The organism is Litorisediminivivens sp. KMU-197, from assembly GCF_056858395.1.
In genome coordinates this window covers 86197-108680 of the sequence record NZ_JBXEQG010000009.1, presented here as the reverse complement: position 1 = coordinate 108680, position 22484 = coordinate 86197, and the positions used below count along the sequence as shown (strand labels likewise).

Below are 22484 nucleotides of genomic sequence, written 5' to 3'. Positions count from 1 at the left end.
ACATTTGGCACATATCCGGCACATACAGGCGCGTGCAACTCGCGTAAGATAAATTTATGAAACTGCCCTTCCTTCTGTCCCTGTTCAAGGCGAAGAACCCGCCGGCCCTGCCACCGCCGGCACCCGAGCAGGGGTTTTACGCCATCGGCGATGTTCATGGCCGGATCGACCTGTTGGACCGGGTGCTGCGCGACCTGCCCTCCGACCTGCCGATCGTCTGTGTCGGCGACTACATCGACCGGGGCGAACATGGCGCCGAGGTTCTGCGGCGCCTGCATGCACGGTCGGACATCATCTGCCTGCGCGGCAATCACGAGGACATGCTGCTGTCGTTTCTTGACGACCCGCAGGACAAGGGGCCGCGCTGGATCCGAAACGGCGGCCTGCAGACGCTGGCCAGCTTCGGCGTCACCGGTGTCATCCAGACCACGGCCGGCCCCGATCTGAAGATCGCCGCCGATGCGCTGCGCCGCGCCATGGGGCCCGAACTGATCGACTGGCTGCGCCTGCTGCCGCTGACGCACCGCTCGGGCAATGTCGTCGCCGTTCACGCCGGGGCCGATCCGTCCAAACCGATCGACGCGCAAGAACCGCGCGTCCTCACCTGGGGTCACCGCGATTTCCTCAGAACCCGCAGACGCGATGGGCTTTGGATCGTGCATGGCCACACCATCGTTGCCGAAGCCACGGCCGAGAATGGACGTATTGCCGTCGACACCGGGGCCTATGCCACCGGCAAGCTTTCAGTCGCGCGGATCACGGCCGAGGGTGTCGATTTCGACCACACCTGACCTCACACGGGTTCCGTGACCAATGCAGGTTGGCCCTCTCGGCGACGACGACTGGGCAGATCACAGTTCAAGCATTTCGGCGCGAAATGAACACGGGCGGAGCGGCAGCGCCTGCAAAAAATCGCGTGTCCAGATACCGCAGGCCAACCCCCTACTTGGTGTCGTCGCCCTGCGCGATGACGTCAGCCTCGTCGCCTAAGGGCGGATCCTTGCCATCAGAAGATGTCCGGCTCGCCCGCGGCTTCGCCATGGTCCCGCGTCAGGTAATCGAAATCGCAGCCACTGTCCGCCTGCCCCACGTGCTGCGAGAACATCTTGCCCCAGCCTCGTTGAAACCGAGGCTCCGGCGCGGTCCATGCCGCCCGCCGTTCTGCAAGTTCCTCCTCGGGCACCAGCATGTCCAGCGACCGGTTCGGCAGGTCGATCCGCACCCTGTCGCCGGTTTTCAGCAGGGCCAGCGGCCCGCCCACGAAGCTTTCGGGCGCAACGTGCAGCACGCAGGCGCCGTAGGACGTCCCCGACATCCGCGCGTCCGAAATCCGCAGCATGTCACGATGCCCCTGCTTCAACAGCGCCTTTGGCATCGGCAGCATCCCCCACTCCGGGAAGCCCGGCCCGCCCTGCGGACCGGCATTGCGCAGCACCATCACATGATCGGGCGTGATGTCGAGGTCGATGTCGTCCACCGCGGCCTTCATCTCGGAATAGCTGTCGAAGACCAGCGCCGGCCCCTCGTGGACGTGGAACTTCGCATCGCAGGCGGCGGGTTTGATCACGGCCCCGTCCGGGCAAAGGTTGCCGCGCAGCACCGCAAGCGATCCCTCGTGGTAGACCGGGTTCGACAAGGGCCGGATCACGTCGTCGTTGTAGACCTGCGCCGCGGCGATATTGTCGCCCACCGTGGTTCCGGCGACAGTCATGCAGGCGGTCTCCAGCCGCGCCTCGATCTGCTTCATCAAGGCCAGCAGCCCGCCCGCGTAAAAGAAATCCTCCATCAGGTAGCCCTGGCCTGACGGCCTGACATTGGCCAGCAGCGGCGTCGATCGTCCCAATGCGTCAAGGTGGTCCAACGTCAGGCCGACACCGGCCCGCCGCGCCATGGCGATCAAGTGCACCACCGCGTTGGTCGAACAGCCGGTTGCCATGGCAACAACCGCGGCATTGCGCACCGAGGCATCGGTGATGATCTGATCGGGCGTCATGTCCTCCCAGACCATATCGACGATCCGCCGCCCGCAGCCGCTGGCCATGCGCGAGTGGTTCGCATCCACCGCCGGGATCGACGAGGCACCGGGCAGCGTCAGCCCCAAGGCATCGGCAATCGCGGTCATGGTCGAGGCCGTCCCCATCGTCATGCAGACGCCATGCGACCGCGCGATCCCGCCCTGCACCCCGCGCCATTCGGCCTCCGAGATATTGCCGGCGCGCCGCTCGTCCCAGTATTTCCACGCGTCCGAGCCCGACCCCAGCGTCTTGCCCGCGTAATTGCCCCGCAACATCGGCCCCGCCGGCAGAAAGATGAACGGCACCCCGGCCGAGATGGCCCCCATGATCAGCGCCGGCGTGGTCTTGTCGCATCCGCCCATCAGCACCACGCCGTCGAAGGGGTGCGAACGAATGACCTCTTCGGCCTCCATCGCCAGCATGTTGCGATAAAGCATCGACGTCGGCTTGGTGAACTGCTCGTCCACCGACATCACCGGCATCTCGATCGGGAAGCCTCCGGCCTGCAGGACGCCGCGCTTCACCTCTTTCGCCCGCTCCGGAAAATGGCCATGGCACGAATTGATCTCGGACCATGTGTTCAACACACCGATGATCGGCTTGCCGCGAAATTCTTCCTCGGCATATCCCAACTGCATCATCCGCGAACGGTGGCCGAAACTGCGCAGGTCGTCGGGCGCAAACCAGCGGGCGCTGCGCAGCGTCTCGGGCGTCTTTGTTCGGGTGTCTTTCATCGGGGGTCTCCAGTCGCTCGCATGGGACTGTGTTAGCCCACATCGGACACCGCAGGAACCGGCAGTGCGATGCCAAGCAGCCGGACACGCGCCATGCACCTTGGCAGCAACGCGGCCCAAGGCCCCTAAGACATCATGCCCCCGCAGCAGGAATCACCCGTTGAATTCCGTGGCTTGCATCGACCCCGCCGGCCCAAGGCCCTCGCTGCGACGGATTCTTCGGAATCTCGCCACATCGCAAGATGAATTTCGATAAAGCCTATGATTACAATGTCTTGACCGGCGCGCCTTACTTGTAGTAGCGGGTCCGCTGTGGATAACTTCCCCGGCGCAGGCAGAAACTTCTTGCCGGACCACCGAGATCATGGCATTTGGATCCTGACGGCAAAAGGCGTCAGCTACGCATTTCCCCGTCAGAACGATCAAGAGCCCTGCAAGGGCCACATGAGGCGGCAGTATATGGATGACCATACCCCAGACCATGCGTCCGGCATAGGGTCAGGCGACATCGGCGTCTTCGCCGACCATCTGGCCGAGTCGCTCGACCGGCAGATGAAGATCGCCTTCGAACCGGAAGAGCGCAAATCGCTGCGGCGGTTCAGTTCCAGCGAGGTGGCCGAGATCCTGCGGGTCAGCACCTCGAACCTGCGCAACCGGCACAAGGATGGCAGTTTTCCCGAGGTCATGACCGACAACCGCGGCCACCGCTTCTATAGCGCCGAGGATATCGACACCCTGCGCGGCATCCTTGGACGCACCGGCAAGAACGCCAGCGCCTACCAGCCCGGACGCCGCGATGGCGACCGGATGCAGGTCTTGTCGATGGTCAATTTCAAGGGCGGCTCATCCAAGACCACCTCGACCATCCACCTCGCGCAGCGCTACGCCCTGCGCGGCTATCGCGTCTTGGTGCTGGATCTCGATCCGCAGGCCAGCCTGACCACCTTTTTCGGGTTCCGCCCCGAACTCGAATTCGCCGAGGGTGGCACGATCTACGACGCGCTGCGCTATGACGACCAGCAGCCGCTGTCCGAAGTGATCCGCAAGACGTATTTCCACAACCTCGACATGGTGCCCGCAGGGCTGATGCTGTCGGAGTACGAGACCGAGACCGCCAACGCCCTGGCCGCCCGCGTGCAGCCGATCTTCGCCGAACGCCTGTCGCTCGCGCTGGAAGAAGTGGAGGGCGACTACGATCTCGTGTTGATCGACTGTCCACCGCAGTTGGGGTTCATCACCCTGACGGCGCTCACAGCCTCTACCGGGCTTCTGGTGACCGTAGTGCCGGGGATGCTCGACATCGCTTCGATGAGCCAGTTCCTCAAGCTCGCCTCCGAGACCGTCAAGGCGGTGGAAGAGGCCACCGACCGACGGGTCAACTGGGATTTCGTAAAATTCCTGATCACCCGATACGAGCCCTCGGACGGCCCCCAGACCCAGATGGCGGGCTACCTGCGCTCGATCCTCGCCGGTCAGGTGATGACCGAGCCTATGCTCAAGTCCACCGCGATTTCCGATGCCGGAATGACCCAGCAGACCGTTTATGAGGTCGACCCCGGCCAACTGGTCCGCAAGACCCTCGACCGGGCAATGACCAGCGTGAACGCGGTCGCCGATGAGCTGGAACAGACCATCCAGATGGCTTGGGGACGGCGCTGATGGCCCGCAATATCTTCAACCAGCCGCCGAAGGACGCCCAGACCAAGGCCCCCTCCCCTGCCCCACAGCCCGCGACGTCCAAGGCCGCGAAGCTGCCGGGATCCGTGGGCGGCCTGCGCGATTCTCTTCGCGAAATCACCGCCAATTCGATCCGCGACCTGGACCCCGACAAGATCGAGATGGACGGACTGCGTGACCGGCTCGTTCTGGAAGACCCCAGCATCGACGAGCTGGCCGAAAGCATCCGCAAGCATGGGCAGCAAGTGCCCATTCTGGTCCGCCCGTCGGACAAGCCCGACCGCTTCCGCATCATCTATGGCCGCCGTCGTCTGGCCGCAATCCGCAAGGCTGGCGGCACCGTCAAGGCGATCGTCCGCACACTGGACGACGAAGCCTCGCTGATCGCGCAGGGCCAGGAGAACAACCTGCGGCTCGATCCGTCCTTCATCGAACGCGCGCTCTTCATCCGTGATATGCAACAAGCTGGCTACAAGCCTGCGGTCATTCAGGATGCCCTCGGTCTCAGCCGTCAGGGCGTTTCCAACCACCGCGTGGTCATCGAACAATTGCCGGAAGAACTGGTTCGCCTGATCGGTCCCGCCCATGGCATCGGACGGCGGCAATGGGGTGACCTGGCGGCCTTGTCGGAAAAGACCTCTGCGGTGGACATCGCGCAACGGACACTGGCCGCCCTGCCCGAGGACACGACCAGCGCCGACCGGTTCCAGGCGATCTTCGCCGAAGTGCAAAAGGCATCGCGGCAGGAGACACCCGCGTCGCGCAGTGAGGTCATCGTCGTCCGAGACGATACGGGCCTGCGGCTGGGCACCCTGACCCGCGACGGCAAGGCTGTGGCGCTCAAGGTGCAGCGCAAGGACAATCCCGAATTCGGCCAGTGGATCGAACAGAACGCAGACAGCGCGTTGCGTCTGCTGTTCGACCAGTGGCGGAATGAGAGCGGTTCGGCCAATCCGGCCCGACCGGCAACGGCAACACGAGCAGAGGAGACAGACGAAGGCCCATAAGAAAAGAGCCCCCCAAGGTTTCCCCCGGAGAGCCCTCATCATCTGATTAGCACCTGTGATGTAGCAATCTCCCACAACATGGTCAAGTACCGCCGATTCGGTGGACGCAGTTTTGTTGCCTTTTCCCGGATATTTTTCGGGAAGAGCCAGGGAAGATCTGGGCAAACAGGCCCTCGTTTCACGAGCAGCATGACATTCATCACAGCAAAAACCCTCCGCCACGGCGCGGACCGATCCCCCATGCCCGCCGATGACCCGGACATCTGGACAGTCTTCCGTGCCCTGCGCGACGCGCGCGGGCACTTCGGGCTGAAACCCGGCCATCTGCAGACGCTTCAGGCAATGCTCAGCTTCCTGAAACCGGGACAGGGCCTGACCGTCTTTGCCGCCAACAGCGAAATCTGCCGGAGGGTCGGCGGCATCGACGAACGCACCCTGCGCCGTCACATCGACCGGTTCATCACGCTCGGCTTCATGTCCCGTCATGACAGCCCCAACGGCAAGCGCTACCGCGTGCGCGCGACCGACGGAAGGAGCCTCAGCTTCGGCCTCTGCCTGCGCCCCCTTATGGCGCGCATGGACGAGCTTCAGGACATTGCACAAACCTTGGAGACTCAGCGCCGGGACTGCCTCTTCCTGCGCAAGCACATCCTTGCGCTTCTGGCCCGGATCGAGGACCTGGACCCTGAATGTGAGATGCTGGCAGAGGCACGGAAACACCTGCGCCGCAAGCTGAGCGTCGCGGACTATCGCGCGCTTTTGCACCGTATCGAGGCCATCAGCAAAGAAGTGTCCACCGCGGTGGACGTGGCAGATACACAGGATCTGCCCGCCAATGACGGACAAATTGCCCGGCATCTATCTAAGTCTGAAAAAGAGAGAATAGATTTAGAACCCGCCGCGCCCAAAGACCAACCAAGCATCCCCATGTTGACGTCGGTCTGCAAGGAGGCCGCGTCCTTTGCCACGAAGAGGCTGGAAACCTGGGAGGACGTGGAGCGACACGCACGGACATTGGCACCCATGATGGGCATCCATCCAGCAAACTTCGAAAAAGCGAAACAAGCGGTCGGCGGTGCCAAGGCATCGAGTGCGGTATTCGTCATCCTTCAGATGGGTCACAAGATCCGAAACGTGGCGGCCTACTTCGCAAGCCTGACGATCGGAGCCCGGAAAACCCAGTTCGACCCCGCGGCGCTGCTGTCCCGTCTGGCGAAGTCCGAAGCGGTCGCAGCCTGATGTCCACCGCGGTGGACAGGGCAGGGCGGTCTGCTGGTGAGTTCGATGACGCCTCAGTCATTGGCCATTCCGCTTCGTTGGTGTTCTTCAAAATTGCGCTGCGCCAGCGGATGCAACCAATGTCGACAAGCAACGACAGCCCAGCACCATGCCGTTATCGGTCAGCGCGGACGATGTGCATCCTTTCCACTATTCCAGTACGAATTGAAAACGACACATCGGCTATCGCAAATGACCGGCACAACCAAGAAAGAGGGATATCACCGAAGGGCACAATACTCAGGCTAGCTGAGGCAAAGGACAAACACACCCGTATACTCAAAAGCACCAACGTAAACGTCCGGTCCATCAGCACGCGTACACGAATGTTATCGGACATGAACTTGTCGCCCAAGCACCGGCGCTTTAACCCGGCGGTAGACACTCAAAGCGCCGTTACTTACAAGGGCCTGTGCCGTGCAGTGCGTCCATCTGAGCACCGTTCGACCAAGCAACCCAATCATGGACACAGCAACGCCAGGCTTCAGTCCAGCTTCTCGGCTGCTTCAGCAGGCAGGGAGGCACGGACCTGCTGGCCCATCAGCTCGATCAACACCTGCAACCGGCGGTTCTGGTCAAGGCTCTCCACCGTCGTCACCAGCTCCGCAAAGGGTCCCGAGATCACCCTGATGCGATCGCCTGCAGTGATGTCATCGGGCGGCAGAAGCAGGCCGTCGGGCGCGCAGCGCGCCAGCATTCCGGCCATGAACTGAGCGGGCAGGGGGCGGGGGCGCCGCGGATGGTCAAGGATCAGACGGCTGATCCCACGGGTGCTGTTGATCGCCGTCCAGCCCGGACGGTCGTGATCGAACTGCACGAAGACATAGCCGGGAAACAGCGGGCGTTTCGCCATCTTGCCGCGCAGGGTCTCCATCCGGCTGGGCACGAACAGGTTGAACCCCTGCCGCACCAAATTGCGCCGGGCCAGCGACAGGCCGTTGGGCTTCAACTGGGCCACGAACCAGTTCGCAGCGCTCATATCGGCAAGCGCACCTGACCCTGTTCCGGGTGTGCGGGGTGACTCTGCACCAGTGGCGGTCTGCCCTGTCCGTTTGGTGAGGTCCGGCGACTCCGCGGCAGGGCAGGCGTAGCCGGAAGCGCCGCCGTCTGTACCGCCGAACGGATGTCCCCGAGGGTCCTTTAAGGGTTTATTCATCAAAAATACCAGTCTGTTACCGAGTTCCGACGTTAAGCCCGAAGAAATCTTTGCGGGTTAATTTCCCCTCGTGGGAGTGCGGCCAAACAGGCCGGGCACATTCGTAGGGGTACGAAACATGACATTTTTGAAAGCCGCGCGACGCGGCCTGATTGCGGCTGCCTGCATCCTTGCCACTGCGGTGGTGGTGACACCTGGACAAGCCGACGCGCAGCACACCATCGTGGTCCGGAATGACCGGGGCGGGCTGATCCAAAGCGCCGCCGCACGTGTCAGCCGCATCCGGTCGACCGGACAGCGCGTCGAAATTCGCGGCACCTGCCTGTCGTCCTGCACCATGTATCTGGGCGCCGGCAATGTCTGCCTGTCGCCAGACGCCCGTTTGGGGTTTCATGGCCCATCGTCCTACGGCCGTCGTCTGGTGCCGCAGGATTTCGAACGCTGGAGCCGCGTGATGGCAAGCCATTACAATTCGCAACTGCATACCTGGTTCATGACAAAGGCCCGCCACCGGATCAGCGGCTATTACAGCATGACCGGACGCGAGTTGATACGCATGGGCTATCGCCAGTGCTGAGACCTGTCCCGGAGCGTTGGCTCGGGGACAGGCTGCACGCTTACTTGGTGTCCGAGGTCGACGATCCGCCACCGCCACCTGCCAGAGCCACGGCACCTGCGGCCGCGCCGATCCCGAGCAGCGGCCCCAGCAGGCCGAACGCGGGCACGAATCCGGTCGCGGGGGCACCAGCCGGTGCAACATCGCCGGCGGGTCCGGCAAACAAGCCACGCTTCTTGCAGGTCACGCGCAGGATCCGCGCACCTTTGGTTTCGATGTGGTACTCGGCGCGTTCGATGTTGTCGGCACCGCCGCAGGGCACAGGGGTCTGAGCGAGGGCATAGTCCATTGCGGTCTGCTGTGCTTGCGCGACCGAGGCCATCAGGGCAAGGGCGGTGCCGGCTAGAATGACTTTCATAGAGACAGGCTCCGAATAAACATTTCAGGTCGTCCACGATACCTAAGAGATTCTCGACGGACTTTCCATGCCATTATGAATCTTATTGCAAATAAATTTTGCGGAAACGCTACCTGCGTATTTTGCAACCAGCCGATTGGCCTATTTGGTTGTCAATACAGAATTTATTCCAATTTTCCCATGCCCAATTCCAATATGGCAGAAACAATCCGCGCAAAACCGGCGCGGCCCTTTTCCGAGACATGCCGCGCCCGCAGGTAGCCGTGCACAAGACCCGCTTCGTTATGAAATCGTGACTGGCCGCCGTCCCGGCAGATGGCAAGCGCGTAGGCCCGGGCCTCGTCGGCCAGCGGGTCGCATTCGGCGGCAAAGGCAATTGTCGGCGGCAGGTCCGAAAAGCTGTTTGCGCACAGCGGGCTGCACCGCGGGTCCTCCAGCGCCGTCAGATCGCCGCCGGTCCGCAGCGCGCCATAGGCAATGCAGTCGTCGCGCGTCAGCATCGGGGCGGCCGCATGCGCGTTCATGCTGTCGCTGTTTGTGTCGAAGGCAAGCCCCGGATAGATCAGCACCTGGCCGTCCGGCCTCCGGTCCGCCGTGCGCAGCGCATGGCTGAGCCCAGCGCAGATCGCCCCACCGGCACTGTCGCCCACCAGAACGATCCGTCCGGCGTGGCGCGCAATCAGATCACGCCACGCGGTCAGGGCGTCTTCATGATCGGCCGGAAACACATGCTCGGGCGCCAGCCGGTAATCCACCGCGGTCACGTCAAAGCCGGTCTGCGCGCAGATCTCGCAGCAGACGTCGTCGTGACTGTCGAGCCCGCCAACCACGAAGCCGCCACCGTGGAAAAACAGCACATGCGCCGCACCGCCGCCGGAGGTGTAGTCGCGCACAGGCACGCCAGCGGCGCTTCGGTCGGTGACTGTCACACCCTTAGGGCGCGGGGCGCGAAAGGCCGCGCACATGCGGTCATAGATCGCCCGTTGCTCAGGCACGGATCGGGTGGCCGTGTCGGCGGGATAATAACTGCCGGTCCGGTCGATGAAAGCGCGGATCTCGGCGTCCAGAAGGCTGTCATAGTCGGCGGTCACACGAAGGGCTCCGGCGGGGCAGGGGGGGTCGGGGCACTATGGCCTCCGCTACGTCATGCGGCAACCGATTGCCTGTGGCGCGGGCTTCGGTCTAGGGTCACAGGGCACCCTGAAGAGGAGCCCGCCCTGACACCAACTGCCGCCCCCGTCACCGAAATCGCCAACCGGATGATCCCGGTCCGCGATGGCGTGCATCTGGCGGCGCGCATCTGGATGCCTGAGGGCGAGGGGTCTTTTCCGGCGGTGCTCGAAGCGCTGCCTTACCGCAAACGCGACCGCACGGTCGCACGCGATGCCACCATGCACCCCGAATTCGCCCGTGCCGGCTATGTCAGCGTGCGGCTCGACCTGCGCGGTTGTGGCGAATCCGACGGCCTGTTCGACGACGAGTACTCCGAACAGGAACTGACCGACATCGAGGACGTGATCGCCTGGATCGCCGCGCAGGACTGGTCGTCCGGCGCGGTCGGGATCATGGGCATCTCCTGGGGCGGTTTCAACGGTCTGCAGGTCGCGGCGCGGCGACCAAAGGCTTTGAAGGCGGTGATTAGCCTGTGCGCATCGGTCGACCGGTTCGCCGACGACATCCACTACAAAGGCGGCTGCGAGCTGACCGAGAACATTGGCTGGGCAGCAACCGTGATGTCGTGGTTTTCCATGCCGCCCGATCCCGATCTGCGCCCCGACTGGCGCGAGGTCTGGCTTGAGCGGCTTGCGGCAACGCCGTTCTTGGCCGCCCCCTGGCTGCGGCACTGCACCCGCGACGGCTATTGGCGGCACGGGTCGGTCTGCGAGGATTTCGCAGCCATCGAGGCCCCGGTGCTGTCGATCGGCGGCTGGCACGACGGGTATCGCAACACCCCGGTCAAGCTGCTCGAGGGCGGCACCTCCGGCCCGGTCAAGGCCATCGTCGGCCCATGGAACCACAAGTATCCGCATATGGCGGCCCCCGGCCCGCGCACGGATTTCGTGGCGCTGGCCCTGCGCTGGTGGGACCGCTGGCTCAAGGGCGAAGCCAACGGCGCCGATACCGATCCCGACTACCGCGCCTATGTCATGGACGCGGTGCCGCCCGCCACAAGCTACGCCCACCGCCCCGGCCGCTGGATCGCGCTGGACACCTGGCCCGAGGGCGGCGTGGCCCGGCGCGACCTGCGGCTGGGCGACGGTACGCTCGGCGGCGCGGCGATGACCGGGCCGGCCTCCGTCGATACGCATCCCGCCTGCGGGCAGGGCACCGGCGAATTCTTTCCCTTCGGTTTCGGCCCCGGAGAGCTTCCTGACGATCAGCAGGCCGACGATGCCCTGTCGCTCTGCTTCGACGGCGCGCCGCTGCAGGCACCGCTGACCCTGCTTGGCGCGGCCCGCTTGCGCCTGCGGGTGGCCAGCGACCGGCCTTTCGGCCAGATCGCCGCCCGCCTGTCCGACGTGGCCCCGGACGGGCGCGCCACCCTGATCGCGCATGGTTTCCTGAACCTGTGCTTCCGCGACGGGTTCGACACCGCCTCGCCGCCGACCCCCGGTGAACCCGCCGGCATCACCCTCGACCTTGACCAGATGGCCTATCGCCTGCCTGCCGGTCACCGCCTGCGGCTGGCGCTGTCGCCCGGCTACTGGCCGTTCATCTGGCCGTCGCCCGGGGCCGTCACGCTCACCGTCTCGGACGGCACCCTGTCCCTGCCGGTCCTGCCCGAGGGCGCCGGCACCGAAATCACCCTGCCGCCCGCACCCGAGGCCCCGGCCGAAGCGACCCGCCAGACCCGCCCCAACGCAGACAGCAAACACTGGACCCACGACGGCAATCGCCACACCCTGACCATCACCTGCGATCACGGCGAGACCGTGATCCCCGATACCGGCCTCACCATGACCAGCGCCCTGCGCGAAGTCTGGTCGGCGGACGCCACAGACCCTGCCGTCGCAAGCGCCCAAATCGACTGGGACAGGGGTCTCGCGCGCGGCGATTGGCAGGTCTCGACCCGCGTCGAAACCCGGATGAAATCCGACGCAGACGGCCGGCACGTCAGCATGTGGCTTGCGGCGTATGTTGGTGATACGCTCATCTTCACGCGCAAGTTTCTCGATACGGTACCCCACAACGGGGACCCGCGCTTCCAACAGGACTCAGGAGGATAACAACCATGTCCGATCAGCTTCGATACCTCGCCCGTCTGACCGCAGGCGGCAGGATGAACCGCAGGAGCTTCCTCGGCCGCGCCGGCGCGCTCGGCGTCTCGACGGCGATGGCGAACCTCGCCTTCTCCGAGGCGGTTCAGGCCCAGGGCGCCGTCAAGGGTGGCACCATGAAGGTGGGCATCCAGGGCGGATCGTCGACCGACAGCCTCGACCCGGCGCTGGCCACCAACTCGACCGCGACGCAGGTGCTGCGCATGTGGGGCGAGCCGCTGGTCGAACTGACCGCCGACGGCGGATTGGAGGGCCGTATTGCCGAAGAGCATTCCTCGAACGAGGACGGTTCGGTCTGGACCTTCAAGATCCGCAAGGGTGTCAACTTCTCCAACGGTCAGACCCTGACCCCGGAAGACGTGGCTGCGACCATCGACCGCCATGCCTCGGAAGGCTCGACCTCGGGCGCCTTCGGTCTGCTGCGCGAGATTCAGGACATGCGTGTCGAGGGTGACAAGTTCATCATCACGCTGACCGGTCCCAACGCCGACCTGCCCTACCTGCTGACCGACTATCACCTGATGATCCAGCCCGGCGGCGGCAAAGAGGCCCCCGATGCGGCCATCGGCACCGGTCCATACGTGCTGAAGGATCACCAGAAGGGCGTGCAGTACACCTTCGAGAAGAACCCAGACTATTGGGATTCCAGCATGGGCCACGCTGAGACGGTCGAGCTGATCGTCGTCAACGACGACAACGCCCGCGTTGCCGCGCTTCAGTCGAACCAGGTCGACATGATCAACCGCGTGCCGCCCAAAGTGGCGCAGCTTGTGCAGCGTCTGCCGGGAGTCGAACTTCAGGCCGAACCCAGCGCCGGCCACTACGTCTTCATCATGCACTGCAACACCGCGCCCTTCGACAGCGTGCACCTGCGGAAGGCTTTGAAATACGCAATCAACCGGCAAGAGATGGTCGACAAGATCCTGTTCGGTTACGGCAGCCTTGGCAACGACTCGCCGATCAACGCCAGCTATCCGCTGTTCTCCGACGACATGGAACAGCGCAGCTACGATCCCGACGAGGCGGCGCATCACTACAAGGCCTCGGGCCACTCCGGCCCGATCCTGCTGCGCACCTCCGACAACTCCTTCCCCGGCGCGCCCGATGCCGCGGTCCTGTTCCAGGAAAGCGCCAAGGCGGCGGGGATCGAAATCAACGTGCGGCGCGAACCCAACGACGGCTACTGGTCGGACGTCTGGAACAAGCAGCCGTTCTGCACCAGCTACTGGGGCGGACGGGCGACGCAGGACGCTATGTTCTCGACCGCCTACCTGTCATCGGCGGACTGGAACGACACGCGGTTCTTCAACGAACAGTTCGACCAGATGCTGATCGCCGCCCGGCGCGAGCTGGACGCCGACAAGCGCAAGGCGATCTACCGCGACATGAGCATGCTGGTGCGCGAGGACGGCGGGCTGATCTGCCCGATGTTCAACGATTTCGTCGATGCCACCTCGGAGCGGGTGGCAGGTTGGGGTCCCTCCAAGGGCTTCGAACTGATGAACTTCTACGCGCCGCTCAAGATGTGGGTCGTCGGCTGATCCAGACCGTAGGATGGGTGCTCGGCACCCGTCCTATCCTTCACCTTGCCGGACCTCTGCCTCCAGCCAGCCGCGCAGGGCGCGCAACGGCGGCACGTCAGATTTCTCCTCCGGCCAGGCCATCCAATAGGCACCGCGCATCGGCACCGCCTCCCGGTGCAGGGCGCAAAGCCGGCCCTCGGCAATCTCGGACCGGGCGATGTAATCGGGCAGCAGCGCGATCCCGATTCCCGAAATCGCCGCCTGTATCATCATCGAAAACTGGTCGACCATCATCCCGCCTCTGACCGGCGCGGCGACGCCATGCGCCGCGAACCAATCGCCCCAGGCATCGGGCCGCGATTCGATGTAGAGCAGCGGATAGCGTGCCAGATCCTCCGGCCGGTCCAATCCGGCCCCCGCGATGAACTCCGGCGCGGCGCAGGCGGTCGCGCGTTCCTCGAACAGCTTCAGATGGGCCACCCCGGGCCAGTCGGCCTCGCCGTAATAGATCGCCGCGTCGAAAACCTCGGAGGCGAAGTCGAACCGCTGGATCCGCGTCGACAGATTGACCGACACCCCCGGGTGCCGTCTCAGGAACCGCCCCAGTCGCGGCCCTAACCACCGCGTCGCGAAGGTCGGCAGCACCGCCAGTGACAGTGTCCCGCCGTCCGGATTGGCCACCACACGCGTGCTCGCGCTCTGGATCAGGGCAAGCGCCGCGCCGACCTCTTTCTGATAGGCCAGCGCGGCGGCATTGGGCACCAGCCGCTTGCGCTGACGGGTGAACAGCTCGGTCCCGAGCTGCTCTTCGAGCGACAGGATCAGCCGGCTGACGGTGCTTTGCGTCAGGTCCAGCTCGCCGGCGGCAGCCGTGACCGACCGGTGCCGGACCACCGCGTCCAGCGCCAGCAACTGGCGGATCGAGGGAAGGAAGCGTCGCGGTCTCATATTCCGTTTCTGCATGAAGTCATGCGAAATTACTGGTGTTTCTTGCGGTTTCCAACAGGTATAACGCCAAAAACAGAATGAAGCCCGCCGCCAGTGCGAGAAAGGCCAAGCCCATGTCAGCCAAGACCTCCAAGGGAATTCCCTACCAGTGGTCCGATCCGTTCCTGATGGACGACCAGTTCACCGAAGAAGAGCGCATGATCCGCGAGGCCGCCGAGACCTTCGCGCAGGACAAGCTGCTGCCGCGCGTCGAACAGGCCTATCTTGACGAGCATACCGACCCCGAGATCTTCGCCGAGATGGGCGCGCAGGGCCTGCTTGGCGTCACCGTGCCCGAGGAATACGGCGGGGTAGGGGCCTCCTATGTGTCTTATGGGCTGGTGGCCCGCGCGGTCGAACGCGTTGACAGCGGCTATCGTTCGATGATGTCGGTGCAAAGCTCGCTGGTGATGTTCCCGATCCACGCCTACGGCTCCGAGGACCAGCGCAAGAAGTACCTGCCCAAGCTGGCCTCGGGCGAATGGATCGGCTGTTTCGGCCTGACCGAACCCGACGCCGGATCGGACCCTGGCGGCATGAAGACCCGTGCCACCAAGACCGACGGCGGCTATGTGCTGAACGGCGCCAAGATGTGGATCTCCAACAGCCCGATTGCCGATGTCTTCGTGGTTTGGGCCAAGTCCGACGCCCACGGCGGCAAGGTGCGCGGCTTCATCCTCGAAAAGGGCATGAAGGGCCTGTCGGCCCCAAAGATCGGCGGCAAGCTGTCCCTGCGCGCCTCGATCACCGGTGAGATCGTGATGGAAAACGTCGAGGTCGGCGAAGACGCGCTGCTGCCCGACGCGCAGGGAATGGGCGGACCGTTCGGCTGCCTCAACCGTGCCCGCTATGGCATCGCCTGGGGCTCAATGGGAGCCGCCGAGGATTGCTTCACCCGCGCCCGTCAGTACGGGCTGGAGCGCAAGCAGTTCGACCGCCCCCTTGCGGCCACCCAGCTGTACCAGAAGAAACTGGCCGACATGCAGACCGAAATCACCCTCGGCCTGCAAGCCGCGCTCCGCGTCGGCCGCCTGTTCGACGAAGGCCGCTTCGCGCCCGAGATGATCTCGCTCATCAAGCGCAACAACTGCGGCAAGGCGCTGGATATCGCCCGTCAGGCCCGCGACATGCACGGCGGCAACGGCATCCAGGCCGGCTATCACGTGATGCGCCACGCCCAGAACCTCGAAACGGTGAACACCTACGAGGGCACCCATGACGTGCATGCGCTGATCCTCGGCCGCGCGATCACCGACATCCCGGCCTTCGCCTGATGGCGGCCTCGGCGCCCTACGCCGGCCTCAAGGTCGTCGAGCTTGCCCGCATCCTCGCCGGGCCATGGATCGGCCAGACGCTGGCCGATCTCGGTGCCGAGGTCATCAAGATCGAGGCGCCGGAGGGCGACGACACCCGTCGCTGGGGCCCGCCCTTCATCGAGCGCGAGCGTCCCGACGGCAGCACCGAGACGGTCTCGGCCTATTTCCACTCCGCCAACCGGGGCAAGACTTCGGTGGCGCTGGACTTCCGCGACCCGGACGACCTCGCACAACTCAAGGATTTGATCGCCGGGGCCGACGTGGTGATCGAAAACTTCAAGGTCGGCGGGCTGGCCAAGTACGGGCTGGATTACGCCAGCCTCTCCGCCACCAACCCCGGCCTCGTCTACGCCTCGGTCAGCGGCTTCGGCCAAGACGGTCCCCGCGCCGCGCAGCCGGGGTACGACTTCCTGATCCAGGGCATGTGCGGCATCATGGACCTGACCGGCGACCCCGAGGGCGAGCCGCAGAAGGTCGGCGTCGCCTGGGTCGACATTTTCACCGGCCTATACGGCGTCATCGGCGTGCAGGCCGCGCTGGCCGAGCGGGCCCGCTCCGGCAAGGGCCAGCATGTCGATCTGTCTCTGCTGGATTGCGGTGTCGGCGTCCTTGCCAATCAGGCCAGCAATTTCCTGCTGGGCGACACCGTGCCCACCCGTCTGGGCAACGCCCACCCCAACATCGTGCCGTATCAGGTCTTTCCGACTTCCGATGGCCACGTCATCATCGCCTGCGGCAATGACCGCCAGTTCCGCGCGCTCTGCGGCGTGCTCGACATGGCTGACCTCGCCGATGATCCGGCGCACGCCACCAACCCCGCGCGGGTCCGCAGCCGGGAAAAGCTTTGCCCGCAACTGGCTCAGGGCACCGCGCGTTTCACCAAATCCGCCCTGATGAATGCGCTGACCGCCGCCGGGGTTCCCGCCGGGCCGATCAACACCGTGGCCGAGGCGCTGAATGAGCCGCAGATCACCGCAAGGGGCCTGCGGGTCGCGCCCGAGGGCATCGAAGGACTGCGCACCCCGATCCGCTTTTCCGAAAGCCCCATGACACTCGACCGCGCCGCGCCGCTTCTGGGCACCGGTCAACCAGCCTTCAAGAGCTAGGGCTCACGCCCGCCGCCACCGCGTTGCCCGGCGCTCGAACCCGGCAATCAGCGTCAGTTCCAGCAGCAGCATCAGCGCCACGAAACTCAGCGCGTAGGCCAGCACGTAACCGGTTTCGAACAACTGGAAATACAGGTGGATCTGAAACCCGATGCCGTTGCTGCGGCCAAGGAACTCGACCACCAGAACGATCTTCCAGATGATCGCCAGCCCGTTGCGCGTCGACGCGGCGACATAGGGCCAAAGCTGCGGCAGGATCACGTGCCGCAGCCGGTCACGCCGTGACATGTCAAACGCCTGCGCCATGTCGCGCAGCTTGGGGTCCAGCGCGTGCACGCCCTCGCGGATCGTCACCGCCACCATCGCCGTCTTGTTCAGGGCCACCGCGGTGATCGCCGCAACCTCGTTCAGCCCGATCCACAGATAACACAGCACGATCACCACCAGCGCCGGCACATTCAGCAGCACCACCAGCCAGACAGAGAACCAGCGATTGAGTCCTGCGCTCAGCCCCATCGCCAGCCCGATCACCAGCCCGAAGCCCATCGCCAGCGCAAAGGCCGCGGCCACCCGCCCCAGCGTCGCGGCCATGTGAAACGGCAACTCGCCCGAGCCGAACTCGCGCAGGAAGATCGCCCAGACCTCCACCGGCCCGGGCAGCACGCTGGGGTCGCCGCCCAGCCATGCCGCCACGGCCCACAGCGCCACCAGCCCCGCCAGCGAGACCCCATAGACCGGCATCTGCATTTTCGCATCCTGCATCGCACAAACCTGTCACAGATGCCGGGTCCACCAAAGTGCAAACGCCGTGGATCAGACCAATGTCGCATAGGGCAAAGCCCCGCGCGCCCGTAGTCTCGCCCCATGTTGGGAGGCAGAACCCTGAGGGCGTGGGCATGGGCCGCGCTGGCCTGTGTGCTGGCGGCGTCCGCGCTGGCCGAGCCGCTCGGTCGCGCCGACCTCGAACCCTACATCGTGCCCCCGATGAGCCTCGGCGAGCGGATCAACGACAAGGGCGTCTGGCAATTGCTCAACTCCGGTGGCGCCGAGGCCGGCTATGTGTTCGAGACCGAACCGATGGCCCCGCTTCCCGGCTTCTCCGGCGCCGCGATCAACCTTCTGGTGGTGCTCGACCTCGACGGCCGGTTCCTCGACGTGCAACTGCTGTCACATAACGAACCGATCTTCGTCTCCGGCCTGCCCGAGAAGCTGTTCTACGACTTCTTCAAGCAATACCGAGGCCATTCCATTTCCGACACTCTGGTGGTCGGCTCTCCCTACGGTGCCGGCGGCGAAGGCTCGGCGCTGGTCTACCTCGACGGCGTGACCAAGGGCACCGCCTCGGTCCGCATCGCGCACGAAAGCATCCTCGCCGCCGCGCTTCAGGTTGCGCGCGAAAAGATGAGCGGCATTTCCACCGGCCCGCCGGCACACCCCGACCCCGATTACCGCGAGGACCTGGACTGGGATGATCTCGTCGCCCAAGGCATCGTCACCCGCAAGGTCGTCACCAACGCCGAGATCGACGCCGCCTTTGCCGGCACCCTGTGGGAGGATGACGACGCAGAGGCGAAAGACGCCCCCGACGCCCCCTACCTCGATCTCTGGGTGGTCGACATCGGCGCACCCTCCATTGCCCAAGCGGTCCTCAGCCCGGGCAGCTACGACGAACTCCGCGACTTCATGGAGATTTCGGACACCGACGAGCCGGTCCTGTTGATCGAGACAGCCCGCCACGGGCTGATCACTGACGCTTTCGTCCGCAACACCGCGCCCGACCTGATCAGCGCCGAGCAGGGCGGTTTTCCCATCGCCTTCCGCGATGCCGACATCTACATCGAGCTGAGCGACGATCTGCCCGAGGCGCTCCACGACGGTGCCGCCCTGATCCTGCGCACCGACCGTCGCCTCGGGTTCGATCCGACCGCCGACTGGACACTGCAGATCAAGGCCCTGCGTGCCCATGGCTCGTTCCAGCCTGAACTTGGCAGCGTCACGCTCGACACCACCCATGCCACCCCTGAACGGTTTTACGCCCGTCCCGAGGTCATCAAACCCGTACCGCCCTGGGTCGGTGCGCTGCGCAACCGCCAGACCGACCTGATCGTGCTTGCGGTGTTCGTCGCCGGCCTCGTCACCCTGCTCGGCCCCGGCATGAACCGTCTCGCCGGGCATCCGCAGTTCACCGCCATCCGCCTTGCGATCCTCGCCTTCGTCACCGGTTTCATCGGCTGGTGGGGGCAGGGGCAGCTCTCCATCGCCACGCCGCTGGCGGTCGCGCGCACCGCGCTGGAGGGCGGCAGCTACGCCTTCCTGCTCTACGACCCGTTCTCGCTGCTGATCTGGGGCGTGACGATCCTTGGCTTCGTGCTCTGGGGCAGGGGGTTGTTCTGCGGCTGGCTCTGCCCGTTTGGTGCGCTGCAGGAATTTGCCCACCATCTCGGCCGCGCCTTCCGCCTGCCCGAGATCGAGCCGAACGCCACGTGGGACCGCCGCCTGAAATCCCTGAAGTACCTCGTCCTGGCCTCGCTGGTGGCGCTGCTCTTCACCGCCCCGGCCGCTCTCGATACCGCCATCGAGGTCGAGCCGTTCAAGACCGCGATCACCACCTTCTTCATCCGCGAATGGTACTACGTCGCCTACGCAGTGGCGCTGCTGGTGCTGTCCATGGTTCTCTTCAAGGGCTTCTGCCGCTACCTCTGCCCGCTCGGCGCGGTCATGGCGATCGGCGGCCTGATCCGGGGCCGCGACTGGATCGCACGGCGCAGCGAATGCGGCAGCCCGTGCCAGCTCTGCCGGGTCAAATGCAACTACGCCGCCATCAAGAAGACCGGCGAAATCGCCTATTCCGAATGCTTCCAGTGCCTCGACTGCGTGGCAATCCACGACGACCGGACCAAATGCGTCCCCCTCATTCTGGCCGCCAAGGGCCGCCGCGCAGGGATTGCCGCCGAATGACCCTCACCCGCCGCCGCTTCCTGACCATCGCCGCCGCCTTCGCCGCCACGCCGGCCACGGCGCTCAGCCACACGTGGCAGGGCAGGGCCTTCGGGGCTGACATCGGCATTCGCCTGCATGGCCCCCGCGACCGCGTCGCGCCCGCCCTGCAAGACGCCCGCCGGATCATCGCCGAGGTCGAGCGTCTGTTCAGCCTCTACGCCGAGTCCGACCTCGTCAGCCTCAACCGCACCGGGCGGATCAAGCCGAAGCCTCATTTCCTCACGCTGGTGCAGGCCGCCGACCGCGCCCACCACCTGACCGGCGGCCTCTTCGATCCGACCGTTCAGCCACTCTGGACGGCGCTTGCGCGGGGCACCGATCCGCAGGCCGCAGCGGATCTGATCGGCTGGGATCGCGTCACGTTCGACGCCACCGGCATACGCCTCGCCCCCGGCCAGGCGCTCACCTTCAACGGTATCGCGCAGGGCTTTGCCACCGACCTCGTGGCCGAAACCCTCCGCGCGCATGGCGTCATCAGGACCCTCATCAACATCGGGGAATACCACGGCACCGGCGGCCCCTATCGTCTGGGTCTCACCGACCCGCAGCATGGCCGCCTCGCCACCCTCACGCTTCAGGACGGCGCCGTCGCGACCTCCAGCCCGGCGGCAACGCCGCTCGGCCCGCACGGGCACATCCTGCACGCCCGCGCGGTCCCCCAGTGGTCCTCCGTCATGGTCGAGGCCGACACGGCCACCCTCGCCGACGCGCTGTCGACCGCGCTGGTGCTCGCTCCGCTGGATCAGATCGCCGCCATACGCCATACCGACGGCATCCGCCGCATCATGCTGGTCGACGGGTCAGGCGACGTCACAACGCTGTAAGATCAGCGTTCCGGCGCCTGATGCGTCAGCCCGTAATCCGCATAGATCTGCGCGATCCGACCATCCTGCAGGGCGTAATTGATTGCATCGTCGACAGCGTAGGATAGCGGCCGATAGGCAAAGTTCACTGCCACCCCCAGCGTCCATTTGCTGACCGCGAACCCGGCCAGCGGCGGACGGTGCACACCCACCCGCTCGGTCAGCCCGTGTTCAAGCTGCCCCAGAGGCCCGGTAACCGCCTTCACCTCGCCGGCCTCCAGCGCGGCCATCGCGCCGGCCATGTCAGGGTAACGTCGGATGTTGCCGCGCATCTGCCCACCGGCAAATCCCGACAGGTAGAAATCCGAGATGGAATCGTTTTCCACCCCCACCGTGTCGAAACGGAAATACGCCGGCACCGGCTTTTCGTCCGGATAGCTGGCCGCATCATAGGCAATCGCGATGCTTTCGGCGGCATACTGCCCGGTGAACACCACCTGCTCGACCCGGCACTTGAAGGCGCTGTCATAGGGGATGCGCATCATCACGTTGGACACCCGGCCCCCGATCAGCGCGCCCTTCCAGATGTTGTTGCGCAGGTCCGCCTCGAGGTTCTCGCCGGCCGCGACGAAGTTGAAGCGCGCCTCGACACCCAGATCCTCGGCGATCAGCCGCGCGATCTCGACATCCACGCCACGCGGCTGGCCCTTCTCTTCCCAGCTGTAGGGCGGATAATCCTCGTAGACCGCAAACAGCATGTGCCCGCGGTCCCGGATCACGTCCAGCTCCTGCCCGACGACGTCGCGCCCGGTGTTCTGCGGTTTCGGCTGGGGCACGTAATCCGCACAAGGGTCGGCGGCCCGGGCCTGCCCCGCGAGGGACAGACCCAGAACCACCAGCAAGCAGCTCGTGAAATTTCGCATCATGGCGTCAGTTTGCGGCCGACAGACCGATCGTCAAGGTCTCGGCCGCCGCCTTGTAGGACGCGGGCGTACCGTCGATCAGGTTGGCCGCGCGGAATGCCACGCTGTCGGCCACCGGCGCGCCGGACAGCGTGTCGATGGCCTCGGCGATCTCGTTTAGCCGCGCCTTCAGCGCCTCGGCATCCGCGCCGCCCCCGTCTTCGGCATAGCCCGCCAGCTCGTCCCGCAGGGCGCGCAACTCGTCGGCGTGTTCCTCCATCTGGTCGCCGTCGGGCCGGGTTTCGATATAGGTCCGGATGGCCCAGGCCGCGTCCTGCCCAAGAAGATCGCCGAAGCCGGGCATCTTGGTGATCCCGTTCTGGGTATAGCCGGTGCGGTAACGCTCGACATACCATTCGTCGCCGTATTCCTCGGCTTCAAGGAACCGCAGGTCCGGTGCCAATCCGCCCGAAACCACTTCAAGCCCGTGGCACCGCGCGCAGTTCTGGTTGTAGCCGGACGACCCGATCTCGATGGCCTTCAGCCAGGTCTCCTCGCCCACGTCATCCACGCGATAGGGGTTCTCGGTCAGCCATTCCTCGCCCGTTTCCGGCAGCCCCGTGGTATCCACTGCCTGCGGCGCCACATCGCCATGCGCATAAGCCAGGGTCGTCGCGGCCATCAGGCATCCGCCGGTCAAAAGGGCCTTGATCGTCATCGCGTTCATA

Annotated in this window: 19 protein-coding genes; 11 read left to right on the top strand and 8 right to left on the bottom strand. The window is 65.1% G+C overall.

The features are described from left to right. Positions 1-56: 56 nt before the first annotated feature. On the top strand, positions 57-791 hold the full coding sequence (locus tag AC04PT_RS16705) for a metallophosphoesterase family protein (protein WP_482874868.1): 735 nt from the start codon (positions 57-59) through the stop codon (positions 789-791). A 215-nt stretch (positions 792-1006) separates the two neighbouring features. Here AC04PT_RS16705 and araD read toward each other — a convergent pair whose 3' ends face one another. Continuing rightward, entirely contained in the window at positions 1007-2749 is a 1743-nt protein-coding gene (araD, locus tag AC04PT_RS16700) for an L-arabinonate dehydratase (protein ID WP_482874867.1), read from the bottom strand. A 459-nt stretch (positions 2750-3208) separates the two neighbouring features. Here araD and repA point away from each other — a divergent pair, with 459 nt between their 5' ends. The 3 genes from repA to repC all read left to right on the top strand — a co-directional run bounded on the left by repA (position 3209) and on the right by repC (position 6672). Beyond that, positions 3209-4408, top strand: coding sequence for a plasmid partitioning protein RepA (gene repA, locus AC04PT_RS16695; protein ID WP_482874866.1), 1200 nt, complete (start codon positions 3209-3211; stop codon positions 4406-4408). Then, positions 4408-5433: a plasmid partitioning protein RepB gene (gene repB, locus AC04PT_RS16690; RefSeq protein WP_482874865.1), complete on the top strand. Its 1026-nt coding sequence runs from the start codon at positions 4408-4410 to the stop codon at positions 5431-5433. The genes repA and repB overlap by 1 nt, the downstream gene beginning before the upstream one ends. 78 nt (positions 5434-5511) lie before the next feature. Continuing rightward, on the top strand, positions 5512-6672 hold the full coding sequence (gene repC, locus AC04PT_RS16685; protein ID WP_482874864.1) for a plasmid replication protein RepC: 1161 nt from the start codon (positions 5512-5514) through the stop codon (positions 6670-6672). 523 nt (positions 6673-7195) lie between these two features. Here the strand turns inward: repC and nusG are convergent. Continuing rightward, on the bottom strand, positions 7196-7690 hold the full coding sequence (gene nusG, locus AC04PT_RS16680) for a transcription termination/antitermination protein NusG (protein ID WP_482874863.1): 495 nt from the start codon (positions 7688-7690) through the stop codon (positions 7196-7198). 295 nt (positions 7691-7985) lie between these two features. On the opposite strand from nusG, the gene AC04PT_RS16675 reads away from it, so the two are divergent. Next, positions 7986-8444, top strand: coding sequence for a hypothetical protein (locus tag AC04PT_RS16675; RefSeq protein WP_482874862.1), 459 nt, complete (start codon positions 7986-7988; stop codon positions 8442-8444). Between the two features lie 40 nt (positions 8445-8484). On the opposite strand, the gene AC04PT_RS16670 is transcribed toward AC04PT_RS16675, so the two are convergent. Both AC04PT_RS16670 and AC04PT_RS16665 read right to left on the bottom strand, forming a co-directional pair. Next, positions 8485-8841, bottom strand: coding sequence for a hypothetical protein (locus AC04PT_RS16670; RefSeq protein ID WP_482874861.1), 357 nt, complete (start codon positions 8839-8841; stop codon positions 8485-8487). Positions 8842-9005: 164 nt separating this feature from the next. Then, positions 9006-9932 carry an alpha/beta hydrolase gene (locus AC04PT_RS16665; protein ID WP_482874860.1) on the bottom strand — a complete coding sequence of 309 codons (927 nt, stop codon included), beginning with the start codon at positions 9930-9932 and terminating at the stop codon, positions 9006-9008. 168 nt (positions 9933-10100) lie between these two features. Here AC04PT_RS16665 and AC04PT_RS16660 point away from each other — a divergent pair, with 168 nt between their 5' ends. Together AC04PT_RS16660 and AC04PT_RS16655 are read left to right on the top strand one after the other, a co-directional pair. Then, positions 10101-12068 (top strand): CocE/NonD family hydrolase, encoded by a 1968-nt coding sequence (locus AC04PT_RS16660; RefSeq protein ID WP_482874859.1) that lies wholly within the window; start codon positions 10101-10103, stop codon positions 12066-12068. Positions 12069-12073: 5 nt separating this feature from the next. After that, entirely contained in the window at positions 12074-13660 is a 1587-nt protein-coding gene (locus AC04PT_RS16655) for an ABC transporter substrate-binding protein (RefSeq protein WP_482874858.1), read from the top strand. Between the two features lie 33 nt (positions 13661-13693). Here the strand turns inward: AC04PT_RS16655 and AC04PT_RS16650 are convergent, their stop codons facing one another. Further along, a complete protein-coding gene (locus AC04PT_RS16650) occupies positions 13694-14590 on the bottom strand; it encodes a LysR family transcriptional regulator (protein ID WP_482874857.1) in 897 nt (298 codons plus the stop codon). A gap of 113 nt (positions 14591-14703) precedes the next feature. Here AC04PT_RS16650 and AC04PT_RS16645 point away from each other — a divergent pair, with 113 nt between their 5' ends. Next, the gene (locus AC04PT_RS16645; RefSeq protein ID WP_482874856.1) at positions 14704-15903 is read left to right on the top strand and encodes an acyl-CoA dehydrogenase; all 1200 of its coding nucleotides are present in this window, start codon (positions 14704-14706) and stop codon (positions 15901-15903) included. Further along, complete coding sequence (locus AC04PT_RS16640) at positions 15903-17051, top strand: CaiB/BaiF CoA transferase family protein (protein ID WP_482874855.1); 1149 nt, start codon at positions 15903-15905, stop codon at positions 17049-17051. Before AC04PT_RS16645 ends, AC04PT_RS16640 begins: the two co-directional genes overlap by 1 nt. Positions 17052-17054: 3 nt before the next feature. Here AC04PT_RS16640 and AC04PT_RS16635 read toward each other — a convergent pair whose 3' ends face one another. Continuing rightward, the gene (locus AC04PT_RS16635; protein WP_482874854.1) at positions 17055-17813 is read right to left on the bottom strand and encodes an ABC transporter permease; all 759 of its coding nucleotides are present in this window, start codon (positions 17811-17813) and stop codon (positions 17055-17057) included. A 102-nt stretch (positions 17814-17915) separates the two neighbouring features. Between AC04PT_RS16635 and AC04PT_RS16630 the strand changes: the two genes are divergently transcribed. Next, positions 17916-20009, top strand: a complete 2094-nt coding sequence (locus AC04PT_RS16630; protein ID WP_482874853.1) for a 4Fe-4S binding protein — start codon at positions 17916-17918, stop codon at positions 20007-20009. Further along, on the top strand, positions 20006-20875 hold the full coding sequence (locus AC04PT_RS16625; protein WP_482874852.1) for an FAD:protein FMN transferase: 870 nt from the start codon (positions 20006-20008) through the stop codon (positions 20873-20875). The genes AC04PT_RS16630 and AC04PT_RS16625 overlap by 4 nt, the downstream gene beginning before the upstream one ends. A gap of 2 nt (positions 20876-20877) precedes the next feature. Here AC04PT_RS16625 and AC04PT_RS16620 read toward each other — a convergent pair whose 3' ends face one another. Beyond that, on the bottom strand, positions 20878-21777 hold the full coding sequence (locus AC04PT_RS16620) for a substrate-binding periplasmic protein (protein WP_482874851.1): 900 nt from the start codon (positions 21775-21777) through the stop codon (positions 20878-20880). A 7-nt stretch (positions 21778-21784) separates the two neighbouring features. After that, positions 21785-22474 (bottom strand): cytochrome c-550 PedF, encoded by a 690-nt coding sequence (pedF, locus tag AC04PT_RS16615; protein WP_482874884.1) that lies wholly within the window; start codon positions 22472-22474, stop codon positions 21785-21787. Positions 22475-22484 lie beyond the last annotated feature (10 nt).

What these genes read in the sequence shown, in the direction of transcription:
- AC04PT_RS16640 (WP_482874855.1), top strand. Translation starts at nt 15,903, where the DNA reads ATGGCGGCCTCGGCGCCCTACGCCGGCCTCAAGGTCGTCGAGCTTGCC.
- AC04PT_RS16670 (WP_482874861.1), bottom strand. Translation starts at nt 8,841, where the DNA reads ATGAAAGTCATTCTAGCCGGCACCGCCCTTGCCCTGATGGCCTCGGTC.
- repA (WP_482874866.1), top strand. Translation starts at nt 3,209, where the DNA reads ATGGATGACCATACCCCAGACCATGCGTCCGGCATAGGGTCAGGCGAC.
- AC04PT_RS16630 (WP_482874853.1), top strand. Translation starts at nt 17,916, where the DNA reads ATGTTGGGAGGCAGAACCCTGAGGGCGTGGGCATGGGCCGCGCTGGCC.
- AC04PT_RS16660 (WP_482874859.1), top strand. Translation starts at nt 10,101, where the DNA reads ATGATCCCGGTCCGCGATGGCGTGCATCTGGCGGCGCGCATCTGGATG.
- AC04PT_RS16620 (WP_482874851.1), bottom strand. Translation starts at nt 21,777, where the DNA reads ATGCGAAATTTCACGAGCTGCTTGCTGGTGGTTCTGGGTCTGTCCCTC.
- AC04PT_RS16705 (WP_482874868.1), top strand. Translation starts at nt 57, where the DNA reads ATGAAACTGCCCTTCCTTCTGTCCCTGTTCAAGGCGAAGAACCCGCCG.
- nusG (WP_482874863.1), bottom strand. Translation starts at nt 7,690, where the DNA reads ATGAGCGCTGCGAACTGGTTCGTGGCCCAGTTGAAGCCCAACGGCCTG.
- pedF (WP_482874884.1), bottom strand. Translation starts at nt 22,474, where the DNA reads ATGACGATCAAGGCCCTTTTGACCGGCGGATGCCTGATGGCCGCGACG.
- AC04PT_RS16650 (WP_482874857.1), bottom strand. Translation starts at nt 14,590, where the DNA reads ATGAGACCGCGACGCTTCCTTCCCTCGATCCGCCAGTTGCTGGCGCTG.
- AC04PT_RS16635 (WP_482874854.1), bottom strand. Translation starts at nt 17,813, where the DNA reads ATGCAGGATGCGAAAATGCAGATGCCGGTCTATGGGGTCTCGCTGGCG.
- repB (WP_482874865.1), top strand. Translation starts at nt 4,408, where the DNA reads ATGGCCCGCAATATCTTCAACCAGCCGCCGAAGGACGCCCAGACCAAG.
- AC04PT_RS16675 (WP_482874862.1), top strand. Translation starts at nt 7,986, where the DNA reads ATGACATTTTTGAAAGCCGCGCGACGCGGCCTGATTGCGGCTGCCTGC.
- AC04PT_RS16655 (WP_482874858.1), top strand. Translation starts at nt 12,074, where the DNA reads ATGTCCGATCAGCTTCGATACCTCGCCCGTCTGACCGCAGGCGGCAGG.
- AC04PT_RS16625 (WP_482874852.1), top strand. Translation starts at nt 20,006, where the DNA reads ATGACCCTCACCCGCCGCCGCTTCCTGACCATCGCCGCCGCCTTCGCC.
- araD (WP_482874867.1), bottom strand. Translation starts at nt 2,749, where the DNA reads ATGAAAGACACCCGAACAAAGACGCCCGAGACGCTGCGCAGCGCCCGC.
- AC04PT_RS16645 (WP_482874856.1), top strand. Translation starts at nt 14,704, where the DNA reads ATGTCAGCCAAGACCTCCAAGGGAATTCCCTACCAGTGGTCCGATCCG.
- repC (WP_482874864.1), top strand. Translation starts at nt 5,512, where the DNA reads ATGGTCAAGTACCGCCGATTCGGTGGACGCAGTTTTGTTGCCTTTTCC.